At 73.5% G+C, this 12,477-nt stretch carries 9 protein-coding genes; 4 read left to right on the forward strand and 5 right to left on the reverse strand.

Features of this window, described 5'->3' with window-relative positions; genetic code table 11:
* Complete coding sequence (locus tag KK483_RS25815) at positions 1-483, reverse strand: DUF3515 domain-containing protein (protein WP_262009694.1); 483 nt, start codon at positions 481-483, stop codon at positions 1-3.
* Positions 484-509: 26 nt separating this feature from the next.
* Complete coding sequence (locus KK483_RS25820) at positions 510-743, reverse strand: Lrp/AsnC family transcriptional regulator (protein WP_017947604.1); 234 nt, start codon at positions 741-743, stop codon at positions 510-512.
* Between the two features lie 212 nt (positions 744-955).
* Between KK483_RS25820 and KK483_RS25825 the strand changes: the two genes are divergently transcribed.
* On the forward strand, positions 956-1,918 hold the full coding sequence (locus KK483_RS25825) for a thiamine-phosphate kinase (RefSeq protein ID WP_262007607.1): 963 nt from the start codon (positions 956-958) through the stop codon (positions 1,916-1,918).
* Positions 1,915-2,700, forward strand: a complete 786-nt coding sequence (gene thiD, locus KK483_RS25830; protein ID WP_262007608.1) for a bifunctional hydroxymethylpyrimidine kinase/phosphomethylpyrimidine kinase — start codon at positions 1,915-1,917, stop codon at positions 2,698-2,700. Before KK483_RS25825 ends, thiD begins: the two co-directional genes overlap by 4 nt.
* Before the next feature lie 190 nt (positions 2,701-2,890).
* Here thiD and rpmB read toward each other — a convergent pair whose 3' ends face one another.
* Positions 2,891-3,076 carry a 50S ribosomal protein L28 gene (rpmB, locus tag KK483_RS25835; protein ID WP_003957616.1) on the reverse strand — a complete coding sequence of 62 codons (186 nt, stop codon included), beginning with the start codon at positions 3,074-3,076 and terminating at the stop codon, positions 2,891-2,893.
* A gap of 148 nt (positions 3,077-3,224) precedes the next feature.
* Here rpmB and KK483_RS25840 point away from each other — a divergent pair, with 148 nt between their 5' ends.
* The gene (locus KK483_RS25840) at positions 3,225-4,952 is read left to right on the forward strand and encodes a DAK2 domain-containing protein (RefSeq protein ID WP_399014910.1); all 1,728 of its coding nucleotides are present in this window, start codon (positions 3,225-3,227) and stop codon (positions 4,950-4,952) included.
* A 153-nt stretch (positions 4,953-5,105) separates the two neighbouring features.
* Here KK483_RS25840 and KK483_RS25845 read toward each other — a convergent pair whose 3' ends face one another.
* The gene (locus KK483_RS25845; RefSeq protein WP_262007610.1) at positions 5,106-8,027 is read right to left on the reverse strand and encodes a tetratricopeptide repeat protein; all 2,922 of its coding nucleotides are present in this window, start codon (positions 8,025-8,027) and stop codon (positions 5,106-5,108) included.
* Positions 8,024-9,862, reverse strand: coding sequence for an HSP90 family protein (locus KK483_RS25850; RefSeq protein WP_262007611.1), 1,839 nt, complete (start codon positions 9,860-9,862; stop codon positions 8,024-8,026). The genes KK483_RS25845 and KK483_RS25850 overlap by 4 nt, the downstream gene beginning before the upstream one ends.
* A gap of 360 nt (positions 9,863-10,222) precedes the next feature.
* Between KK483_RS25850 and recG the strand changes: the two genes are divergently transcribed.
* Complete coding sequence (recG, locus tag KK483_RS25855) at positions 10,223-12,400, forward strand: ATP-dependent DNA helicase RecG (protein ID WP_262007612.1); 2,178 nt, start codon at positions 10,223-10,225, stop codon at positions 12,398-12,400.
* Positions 12,401-12,477 lie beyond the last annotated feature (77 nt).

The raw sequence follows: 12,477 nt of genomic DNA on the forward strand, positions 1-12,477 counted from the left end.
TCAGGGCCTCTCGGTGAACAGCGGCGGGACCGTCTTCGCGACCGGTCCCGCCAGCTCCGTCAGCGGGCCGAGGTCGTTGACGTACCGCCGTGCGAGCGTGACCTCCACATACGTCCTGCGATACGTGGTGGTGAGCCGGACGCTGTCGTCGCCGTGCTGCTCCAGCAGCCAGTTGACGCCGTTCACGTCCACCGCGTCCGATGCCGAATCACTCATCCCCGCGGGCCGGGGGACACCGCAGCGCAGTACGATCGCGGCGTCCCCCCACCCGGCGGTCAGCTCGGAACGAGGCTCGGGGTCCCTGCGGTCCTCTCCGGCCACGGACTCCGGCAGCGCCTTGTGCAGGGCACGGCACAGAGCCTTCTCCTCGGGAGGGGGAGCGGGAACCGTGATCGAAGCCTGCGCGTCCGTGGAGGAACAGCCCGGGGCGGTGAGCAGCACGGTGGCTGCTACGGGCAACGACAGAAGCCGGCGAGGGGACATCACCGGCCAAGCGTAACCATCGGGGGCTACAGGTGAACGACGGGGCAGGTGAGCGTCCGCGTGATGCCGTCCACTTGCTGGACCTTGGCGACCACCATGCGGCCCAGCTCGTCGACCGTGTCGGCCTGGGCACGCACGATCACGTCGTACGGACCCGTCACGTCCTCGGCCTGGATCACCCCCGGGATCTTGGAGATGGTGTCGGCGACGGTCGACGCCTTGCCCACCTCGGTCTGAATAAGGATGTACGCCTGTACCACGGAACCTCCAGGGCGGCCACGAGGATCATGTGGGGAGAAGGGACGCCACGGTATCGCGTCGCCGCGGGCCGCGGGGAGACCCGCGCGCCCCGAGGCGTGCGCAGCGTGGCGCAGGCAGCACAGAAGTTGACGGCCGACTCGGCCTACTCGACGGTACCGACATCAGTGACGGCTCGCGACCGCAAGCACACTGGGGCAGAAGGAGCACAGGAATGAAGGGCACCGTGGGCGAACTGGGGGAGTTCGGGCTCATCAGGGAGCTCACCTCCCGGCTCACCTCCACCCCCGCCGTACGGCTCGGACCGGGCGACGACGCCGCGGTCGTCGCCGCACCCGACCGCAGGGTCGTCGCCAGCACCGACCTGCTGCTGGAAGGACGGCACTTCCGGCGCGACTGGTCGACCGCGTACGACGTGGGCCGCAAGGCAGCGGCACAGAACCTCGCCGACATCGCCGCCATGGGTGCCGTGCCGACCGCCCTGCTGCTCGGCCTCGTCGTCCCCGCCGACCTCCCGGTCACCTGGGCCACCGAGCTGATGGACGGCATCCGCGACGAGTGCCAGGTCGCGGGCGCGGCCGTGGTCGGCGGCGATGTCGTACGGGGCGACACCATCACCGTGGCGATCACCGCACTCGGCGATCTGCGCAACCACGACCCCGTGACCCGCGCGGGCGCCCAGCCCGGCGATGTCGTCGCCTACACGGGCTGGTTGGGCTGGTCCGCCGCCGGGCACGCCGTCCTCTCGCGGGGCTTCCGCTCGCCCCGCGCCTTCGTCGAGGCCCACCGGCGCCCCGAACCGCCGTACCACGCGGGCCCGGCCGCCGCGGGGCTCGGCGCCACCGCCATGACCGACGTCAGCGACGGACTCGTCGCCGACCTCGGGCACATCGCCGAGGCCAGCAAGGTCCGCATCGACCTGCGCTCCGGACTCATCGACATCCCCTCGCAGATGAACGACATCGGCCAGGCCGTCGGCGTCGACCCGCTCCAGTGGGTGCTGAGCGGCGGCGAGGACCACGCGATCGTCGCGACCTTCCCGCCGGACGTGAAGCTGCCCGCCCGCTGGAAGGTCATCGGCGAGGTGCTCAACCCCTCCGCGCTGCCCCAGGTGACCGTGGACGGGGCACCCTGGACCGACAAGGGCGGCTGGGACCACTTCGGAGAGGAATCATGACGCCACCACGCGTGCTCACGGTCGCCGGATCCGACTCGGGCGGCGGCGCCGGGATCCAGGCCGACCTCAAGACCATGCTGGCCCTCGGCGTCCACGGGATGAGCGTGGTCACCGCCGTCACGGCGCAGAACTCGCTCGGGGTCCAGGGGGCCTGGGAGCTCCCGACGGACGCGGTGCGCGCGCAGTTCAGGAGCGTCGTCGACGACATCGGCGTACAGGCCGTGAAGACCGGCATGCTGGCCTCGGCCGAGCTCGTCGAGACAGTCGCCGAGCTGCTGGCCGGGACGGACGCGCCCGTCGTCGTCGACCCGGTCGGCGTCTCCAAGCACGGGGACGCGCTGCTCGCCGCCTCCGCGCTGGAGTCCGTACGGACGAAGCTGCTGCCGACGGCGACCGTGGCCACGCCGAACCTCGACGAGGTCGCCCAGCTCACGGGCGTACGCGTGGAGACCGAGACCGATCTGCGGCGGGCGGCCGACGCGGTGCTCGGCCACGGCCCGCACTGGGCGCTGATCAAGGGCGGCCATCTCGCCGGAGACGCCGTCGACCTGCTGACCGACGGGACCGACGAGCACTGGCTGCGGGCCCCGCGCCACGACAACCGGCACACGCACGGGACCGGCTGCACGCTCGCGTCGGCGATCGCGGCCGGGCTGGCGAAGGGGCTGAGCGTGCCGGAGGCGGCACGGACGGCCAAGGAGTACGTCACGGGCGCGATCGTGGCCGGCTTCGCACTGGGCGGCGGGATCGGCCCGGTCGACCACGGCTGGCGATTCCGCTAGGCGCAGCGAGCGGGGCACACCGAGCAGGGCCCCGCAAGCATCGAGCAGGGTGCCGTAAGCACCGAGCAGGGCCCCGCAAGCACGGCAAAAAGCCGGTCCACTGATGTGGACCGGCTTTTCAAGGCAACCGCAGGGGCTGCGCTACGACAGACGTCGCGGGGACATCCCCGCGTACGCGGGGAGCATCACCTTAGCGCGAGACCTTGCCGGCCTTGATGCACGAGGTGCAGACGTTGAGCCGCTTCGGCGTCCGACCGACCACGGCACGCACGCGCTGGATGTTCGGGTTCCAGCGACGGGACGTACGGCGGTGCGAGTGCGAAATGTTGTTGCCGAAGCCCGGCCCCTTGCCGCAGACGTCGCAGTTGGCAGCCACGGGTCACTCCAAAGACTTCAGATGCACTTACAGTGAAATCCGGCGTGCCGGAATCAGTGATCTGAAGTGGCCTGCCGGGGGAATGGCCCGACTTTCATCGGGCAACCGGAGCAGCATACAACGGCTGCGCCCGTACAACGAAACTACCATGCGCCGCTCCGCCCCCGCCCCGGCTCCCGCCGGGGTCCGGGTCTACCCTGCGGTGACGCCCTCCCCTACGCCCGGGTGCGTGGGGCGACCCCGGAGGAGGACCTCGTTGCCGCAGACTCTCGACGCCCTGGCGGTACGCACATGGTGCTCACTGGCGCTGGAGGCGCTGGGCAGGGAGCGCGAGCAGATCGACGCGATCAATGTGTATCCGGTCGCGGACGGGGACACCGGCACCAATCTCTATCTGACGGTCGAGTCCGCGGCACAGGCCGTGGAGGCGGTGTTCGCCGCGTACGAGACCGGCTCGACGGCACCCGCGCTGGCCGACGCGGTGCGGGCCATGGCCCACGGGGCGCTGATCGGAGCACGGGGCAATTCCGGGACGATCCTGGCGCAGCTGCTGCGGGGCATGGCCGATGTGCTGGGGGACGGCGACCGGGGCGGGGCGGCCGAGGCGCTGCGCAGGGCCGCCCTGGCCGCGCGCGAGGCGGTCGCGCACCCGGTCGAGGGCACGATCCTGACGGTGGCGTCGGCGGCCGCGGACGCGGCGGTCGCCGTGCCGGCGCCGGACGACGACGCGAGCGCCGTGGCGGCGGCGTACGCACGCGCCTGCGAGGCGCTGGACGAAACCCCCCGCCAGCTGGACGTGCTGGGCCGGGCCGGCGTCGTGGACGCCGGCGGACAGGGGCTGCTGGCGGTGCTCGGCGCACTCGTCGAGGCCGTGACGGGGGAGACACCGGCGGTACGGGCCTCCGCACGGCCCTCCCCGCGGGCGCACCCGGCCGTGGCGGCGTCGGCCACCACCGAGCCGTGCGCCGACGGGGGCCCCGAGTTCGAGGTGATCTACCTCCTGGAGGCGGACGACGCGGCCGTCGCCCGGCTCAGGGCCCGTCTGGACGCACTGGGCGATTCACTCGTCGTGGTCGGCGGCGACGGGCTGTGGAACGTCCATGTGCACGTGGACGACGCGGGCGCCGCGGTCGAGGCGGGCGTCGAGGCGGGGCGGCCGTACCGGATCCGCATCACCCACTTCGGCACGGCCGGCCCCGTCGTGCCGCGGGAACGGGTCCAGCGGGCCGTCGTCGCGGTCGTGCCGGGGGAGGGGCTCGCCGGTCTCTGCGAGACGGCCGGGGCGACCACCGTGCTCGCCAGGCCGGGCGAACCCCCGGCGAGCGGAGAGCTGGTCGAGGCGATCCGACGGGCCCACGCGCGCGAGGTGGTCCTCCTGCCCAACGACACGGAGCTGCGGCACACCGCTGCCGCCGCCGCGGAACAGGCCCGCGCCGAGGGCGTACGGGTCGCCCTCATCCCGACCCGCTCCGCGGTCCAGGGCATCTCGGCGCTCGCCGTCCACGAGCCCGACCGCACCTTCGACGAGGACGTCGTTGCGATGACCTCGGCGGCGGGCGCCACCCGCTACGGCGAACTCGCCGTCGCCGAGCGGCAGTCCTTCACCTCCGCCGGGGTCTGCCAGGCGGGCGACGTGCTCGGCCTCATCGACGGCGACGTGGCCGTCATCGGCACGGAGCTCGCCGCCACGGCGGAGACGGTCCTCGACCGCATGCTCTCCGCGGGCGGCGAACTCGTCACCCTCGTCCTGCCCGACGACGCGCCCCCGTCCCTGGCGGACCGCCTGGAATCCCACGTCCGCCGGGGCCACCTGGCGGTGGACACGGTCATCCACCACGGCGGGCGGGGCTCTCCTCTGCTGATCGGCGTGGAGTAGCCGGCGCGGGCGGCGGCCCGGCGCCTGCCCGCCACCCGCGTTACGACACGTACTCCAGGACCGATCTCGCCTCTGTCCGCCGTGACTCCGCCGTGTCGCCCGGGGCGTTCGCGTACGTCGCGGCGGGGGCCCGGTGCCGGTCCGCCGCTCGCGTTAGGTCACGTATTCCTGGACCGATCTCGCCTCTGCGCGCCGTGATTCCGCCGTGTCGCCCGGGGCGTTCGCGTACGTCGCGAGGACCGCCTCCGCGCGGCGCATCGCGGCCGGGGTGTCGCCCAGGTCCGCTTCCAGCCAGGCGGCGGCGAGTTCCGCCGCCGTGCGCAGGTCCGTGAAGTCGTCGCCCGCCTCGGCGAAGCCGGCGATGGCGCGTTCGACGTGCGGGAGGGCCTCGCGCGGGTCGTCCACGAGGAGCTCGCCTGTCTGGCGGTGGGTGTCGGCGAGCTCCGCGCGCAGCCGGGCACGTGCCGCCGGCTCGGTGGCCTCCGTGAGCGCCTCCTCGCACTCCCGCTCGGCCGCCGCCATGAAGTCCCGCGCCGCGTCCGGCCCCGCCTGTCCCTCGCGGACCGCGATCCACGCCCGTACCCGCAGCGCGCGTACGACCGCGTGGACATCGCCCAGATCGCGCCAGAGGGTGCACGCGCGCTCGTAGACGCGGTCGGCCTCCGTGTTGAGCCCCGCCCGGTACAGCGCCTGGCCGGCGAGGTTGGCGAGCATCGCGTGGTCGTGCTGCTCCGGCCAGCCGCGGGCGATGTCGGCCGCCCCGAGCCAGTGCTCGGCCGCCGCACGCGGCTCCCCGAGCGCGGTCAGGGCGTCGCCGAGCCACCACAGGGTCTCGACGACCATGCCCTCACCGTGGCCGTCCACGGTGAGATCGGGCAGCACCGCCTCCAGCACGGCCGCCGCCTCCGCCGCCCGGCCCGCCCGCAGCAGCGAACCGCCCAGCTGATGGCGGGCGTACGCGCCGATTCCCGTGCCCTCGCCGGCCTCGTCGGCCCAGTGCGCCGCCTCCAGGGCGTGCTCCACCGCCTCGTCGAACCGGCCCGAGCCGACGAGGATTTCGGTGAGCTGGAGGTGGAGCCGGGTGCTGCCGGGAGCCTCCAGATGCGTCCCGCCGTGCTCCAGCGCCGCACGGGCGGCCCGCTCCGCGCCCTCCAGATCGCCGAGGTGGCGGGCCACGGCGACGAGGCGGGCCTCGGGCTCGGCCGCGTACCAGGGCAGCCCGGCCTCGTGGAACAGGCCGGCCGCGGCCCCGTACAGCTCCGCGGCGGCCGCGGCGTCGCCGCCGTGCGCGGCGAGGTCGCCCCGCACGGACATGGCCTCGGCGACCCGGTCCGCGACGTGCGGGTCGGCCTGGTGGGGACCGGCCAGGTCGAGGAGTTCGGACACGGCCTCCTCCACGGCGCGGATCTTCGCGCCCCCGCCCCCGCCCCCGTCTCCGCCTCCGTCTCCGTCCCCGTTCTCGTTCTCGTTCTCGTGCTCGTGCTCGTCGTGCAGCCGGAGCAGATGGATACGGACCCGGCAGAGCAACGCCCCGGCGGCCTGGCGGGTGCTCGCGGCCCCCTCGGCGTGCAGCGCGAGCGCGCGGGCGACCGGCTCCGCGACGGCCGCGACGGCCGCGTCCGGGTCCCCGCCGAGCGCGAGCGCGAACGCCCCGCGGGCCAGCGCGGCCACCGCGCTGCCCGGGTCGCCCGCGGCCTCGTACCGCTCGGCGGCCGACCGGAACAGCCGGACGGACTCCGCCGGCTCGTTCGCCGGGGCCATCGCGCGGTGGTCGTCGATCTCGGCGAGCGCCCGGTCGTCGAGCTCCGCGTCCCCCGCGGCCCCGGCGACCGCCTCCCAGGCGCGGATGGCGTCCGGGTGCCGCGCCTCGGACAGCAGCCGCGCCTCGGCGAGGAGCTCGTCCACGCCCCGGGACTCCGGTGCCTTCGCGGACGCGGCCGCCTTCACGGGAGCCGCGGAAGCGGGCCGTACCGCCCGGATCCCCAGCGGTAGCCGCTCCAGCAGCGGCCGCCTCCCCAGCCGTTCCCGTACGCGCGAGCCGACCGCGTCCGTGCCGTTGCGCTCGTCGAAGCGCGCGGCGATCGCAAGGGCCTGCTCCCGCGCATGGGCGGCCAGCGTCCGGGCCGTCCAGGACGTCCCGGCGGGCCCTGGCACGCCCTGCTCGCCGTGGCCGAGGGCGACCAGCCGGTCCATCAGCACGGCCGTGGCGGCCAGATGGCGCATCAGCGAGTCGGGGTCGCCGCTGTCCGTGAAGTACGCGGGCCGGTCCGAGAGGATCTCCAGCGCCCGCGCCTCATTGCCGGTCAGCGCGCAGAACTCGACGTGCAGAGCGACCCAGCCGCGCATGCTCTCCAGCGGGCGCACCATGCGGTAGCCGCGCAGATGGTGGGCGCGCGCCTCCTCCGCCCGGCCGAGCCGCAGCAGCGGCAGCAGGGAGGCCGCCAGCACGGCATGCGGCTCGTGCGCACACGTGTACTCGCCGTCGAGGACCGGACGCCACAGCTCCAGCGCCTGCTCGTCGTTGCCCACGCGGGCCTGCCATGCGCCCTGGTCGTGCAGTTCGCAGGCGTGGCAGTCGGCCATCCGGTCCCGGTCCGCGGCGAGCCACGCCGTATACGCCCGCTCGGCCCGCTTCTCGTCGCCGATGTGCCGGGCGAGGCAGAACTCGCCTTGGCGTACCGCCCGTTCCGAGTACCCGGCCAGCCGGTAGCGCTGCTCCATCTCGCCGAGCCACTTCTCCATGGAGGCGAGCGGGATGTGCGGCTGGTCGAGCATGTCCGTGGAGACCCATTTGAAGTACCAGTGCAGCGAGTGGGCCGACTGCTCGTCGAACTCCCCGGGCCGCTCGTCCCACAGCCGCAGCAGCCGGGCGAACGGCACGAACAGCTTGTCCCGTTCCGAGCTGTAGTTGTACGCCTGGAGCAGGTGCGACAGGGCCTCGATCAGCAGGGGCGTGTCGCCGGTCCCCTCGGCCTCGGCGAGCAGCCGCTCCGCCCGGGCGTTGCGCGCGGCGCCTTCCGGCGCCCGGTAGTTGTCGTACAGCGCCTGCCGAATCGCGGCGGTGTCGTGGCTCATCGGCCGCCTCCCTTGGGGTCCGTCTCGCCGTGGGTGGCCCATTCGAGCAGGCCGACGAAGGCGCGGTTGAGCAGCGCCGAGTCGGCCGGGCGCAGCGGACGCTGCGCCATGAGCAGGGCCTGCCCGTAGAGCGACTCGACGGCCGTGCCCGTGAGCTCCGGGTCGTCGAGAGTGCTGATCCTGCGGATCAGCGGACTGAGGTGGTTGAGGACGAGACGGGCGCGCGGCGCGCTGCCGCGCAGCGAGCCGAGGATGCCCGCCCACAGGTCGTCCGCCTCCTCCTCGGCCTCCGCGCGGGCCTGCTCATGGCGGGCCGCCCGGTCGTCGAGGTGCAGTGCGGGCACGGTCAGGGGGTGGAAGGAACGCAGGGACACATCGCAGCCGAGCGGATCCAGCGTGGCACGCGCCACTGACAGGAAGCTCGCGAGCGCGAGTTCCTGGGCCGGGTCGACCATGTCGAGATGGGCGGTGACGGTGTCCGCGTCGAGCTCGGCGACCGCCGTTCCGGGGCGGACCGAGGGCAGCGCCTCGACGAGTTCGGAGTCGTACGTGTAGCCGCCGTTGACGACGCCGATGCCCTGGGCCGAGGCGATCGGGGCGACCTGCCGGTACTCCTCGACGGTGCGGGTGAAGTGGACGACCGGATGGCGCTGGGCGAACTCCTCCAGGGACAGCCGGCCGTCGGTCGTCTCGAACGGCAGCCACGGCAGCATCGTGCGCAGCATGTCGCCGTCGTGCCGGGCCAGCGACTTCACACCCAGGTGGTGCACGGACAGAAAGCGCGCGAGCCGTTCGGGGTCGCCCGCTGCGAGCCCGGTCAGCCAGTCGCGGATACGTCCGCCGAGCGCGTCCCGTACGCCCGCCAGGGCCTCGTCCGCGTACAGCGACTCGCGCGACGCGGTCGGCCGCAGGCTGTCCGTGTCCAGGACGCAGCGCACGAAGAAGGCCCAGTCGGGCAGGAGTTCGTCGGCACGGTCGGTGAGCAGCATCCCCTTGAGGTGCACCCGGTGGCCCGCACGCTGGGCGGGGCTCACCGCCGAGGGCAGTACGTACGCGACGCCGCGGACCCCCGCCAGTGGCAGCTCCAGCTCGATCGAGTCGAGCGGGGTGAAGCCGAAGAGCTCGTGGCAGTGGCCCGCCAGGGCGACGCGACGCGCCGCCGGGCTCGGATACGAGCGGTCCCACGGCGCCGGCAGACCGGTGACCGCCTCCTCGCCCACGCGCACGTCGTACGGCAGCAGCGACCCGAAGTCCCGTGCCAGCGCCAGGACCCGGTCCTCGGTGAGCCATTCGCCGCTGCCGGGACGCGCGGTGAGGTACACGGTCGTACCCGGCTCCTCGCGGGCGCTGTCCGGGAGGGTGCGCACCGTGTACGAACCGTCGTCGCGGGCGGCCCACTCGACCGGCGGCGCGCCCTGCGCCCGCGCGGAGCGGCTGACCACCCGGATCTCCGCCGCGACGACGAAGCAGGCGAGCAGCCCGATCCCGAACTGGCCCAGGAACTCGGCCCGCGCCGACTCCAGATCGCCGTCGCGCTTGGAGCTGCGGCCGATGGTGGCGAGCAGACTGTGCACGTCCGACTCGGTCAGCCCGATGCCGCTGTCCTCGACGCGCAGCCGGCCCTCCTCGGCGTACAGCCGCACACGGGCGGGCGCGTCCGGCTCGACGGCACGGCGCGCGGTGATGGCGTCCACGGCGTTCTGCAGCAGCTCGCGCAGATAGACCCTGGGACTGGAGTAGAGGTGATGGGAGAGGAGATCGACCAGGCCGCGCAGATCGACCTGGAACGTGTGCGGGGTGGCTGGCGTGGAATGCGGTGTGGTCTCAGCAGTCATCGTCGCTGCGCCGGTGGGGGGCCGAACGGCGGCGCGGGTCGGGCGATCCCGTCACACGGTGATCGCGGCGTGGCAGTGCCGGGGCGGGGGAGACCGCGCCATCCTAGGGTGCACGGCACCGGCGTGACCAGCGCGTATCGGGCGGTGCGCGACGCCTGTCGGTGCGGTGGTGTGGAATGGATCGCGTGTCCGCACTGGATGAACCGCTCACGAAGACCCTCGGTCCGGCCACGGCGAAGGTGATGGCCGAGAGCCTTGACCTGCGTACGGTCGGCGATCTGCTCCATCACGCTGCGTTTTTCCGGGGGGCGACCCCCGGTCCCCCGGCAGGGTGCGCGTTGGGGCGGGGCGGGAGGCATTGTGCTCGGTGAACCGCTCACGAGGGCTCTTGGCCCGGCCACGGCGAAGGTGATGGCCGAGAGCCTTGACCTGCGTACCGTCGGCGATCTGCTCCATCACTACCCCCGGCGGTACGAGGAGCGCGGCCAGCTGACCCGGCTCGCCGAGCTGCCGCTCGACGAGCACGTCACGGTCGTCGCCCAGGTCGCGGACGCGCGCGTGCACAAGTTCAACGCCGGGCGCGGCCAGCGCCTGGAGATCACCATCACCGACGGCAGCGGACGGCTCCAGCTGGTCTTCTTCGGTCGCGGCATCCACAAGCCGCACAAGGACCTGCTGCCCGGCAGCCGCGCGATGTTCGCCGGCAAGGTGTCCATGTTCAACCGCAAGCTCCAGCTCGCCCACCCCACCTACGAGCGGCTGGACGCGGAGAGCGGCGACGGAGCGGTCAGCGCCTTCGCCGGAAGGCTCATCCCGATCTACCCGGCCTGCAAGGGACTGGAGTCCTGGAAGATCGCCAAGGCCGTCGACGCGGTCCTCCCGCAGGCCGGGGAAGCCACCGACCCGCTGCCGCCCGCGCTGCGCGAGGGCCGCGGGTTCGTCTCCCTCCCCGAGGCGCTGCTCAAGATCCACCGCCCGGCCACGAAGGCGGACATCGAGGACGCCCGCGAGCGCCTCAAGTGGGACGAGGCGTTCGTCCTCCAAGTCGCCCTCGCCCGGCGGCGTCACGCGGACGCGCAGCTGCCGGCCGTCGCCCGCAGGCCCGTGCCGGACGGACTGCTCGACGCCTTCGACGCCCGGCTGCCGTTCACGCTCACCGAGGGCCAGCAGAAGGTCTCGGCGGAGATCTTCGGCGACCTCGCCACCGAACACCCCATGCACCGCCTGCTCCAGGGCGAGGTGGGCAGTGGTAAGACCCTGGTCGCGCTGCGCGCCATGCTCGCCGTCGTCGACGCGGGCGGCCAGGCCGCCATGCTCGCGCCCACCGAGGTCCTCGCCCAGCAGCACCACCGCTCGATCGTCGAGATGATGGGCGAGCTCGCCGAGGGCGGCATGCTCGGCGGCGCCGAGCACGCGACCAAGGTCGTGCTGCTCACCGGCTCCATGGGCGCCGCCGCCCGGCGCCAGGCCCTGCTCGATCTCGTCACCGGCGAGGCCGGGATCGTCATCGGCACCCATGCGCTGATCGAGGACAAGGTGCACTTCCACGACCTGGGGCTGGTCGTGGTCGACGAGCAGCACCGCTTCGGCGTGGAGCAGCGCGACGCGCTGCGCGGCAAGGGCAAGCAACCGCCGCATCTGCTGGTCATGACCGCCACCCCCATTCCCCGCACGGTCGCGATGACGGTCTTCGGCGACCTGGAGACCTCCGTGCTGGACCAGCTCCCCGCCGGGCGCTCGCCGATCGCCACCCATGTCGTCCCCGCCGCCGACAAGCCGCACTTCCTGGCGCGGGCCTGGGAGCGGGTGCGCGAGGAGGTCGAGGGCGGGCACCAGGCGTACGTGGTCTGCCCCAGGATCGGCGACTCCGCCGACGAGCAGGACGGGCCCAGGAAGAAGTCGGCGGAGGACGAGGCCGAGAAGCGGCCGCCGCTCGCCGTCCTGGACGTCGCCGGGCAGCTGACGGCGGGGCCGCTCGCGGGCTTGCGGGTGGAGGTGCTGCACGGCCGTATGCCGCCCGACGACAAGGACGACGTGATGCGCCGCTTCGCCGCCGGCGAGGTGGACGTGCTGGTGGCCACCACGGTCATCGAGGTCGGGGTGAACGTACCGAACGCGACCGCGATGGTGATCATGGACGCCGACCGCTTCGGCGTCTCCCAGCTGCACCAGCTCCGCGGCCGCGTCGGCCGTGGCTCGGCCCCGGGCCTGTGCCTGCTCGTCACCGAGATGCCCGAGGCGAGCCCCGCCCGGTCCCGGCTCGGCGCGGTCGCCGCCACGCTCGACGGCTTCGAGCTGTCCCGGATCGACCTGGAGCAGCGCCGGGAGGGCGATGTGCTGGGCCAGGCCCAGTCCGGCGTCCGCTCCTCGCTGCGGGTCCTCGCCGTCATCGAGGACGAGGAGGTCATCGCGGCGGCCCGCGAGGAGGCGGTGGCGGTCGTCACCGCCGATCCGGAGCTGGAGGCGCTGCCGGAGCTGCGCACCGCGCTCGACGCACTGCTGGACAAGGACCGCGAGCAGTACCTGGACAAGGGCTGAGACCCGAGGGCTGAGACCCGAGGGCTGAGAGCACCTCCGCATCCGGAGCCCATATCGTGGAGGTGACCGAATCGGTC

The sequence above is a fragment of the Streptomyces sp. FIT100 genome (assembly GCF_024584805.1).
In the GTDB taxonomy this organism is placed as follows: domain Bacteria; phylum Actinomycetota; class Actinomycetes; order Streptomycetales; family Streptomycetaceae; genus Streptomyces.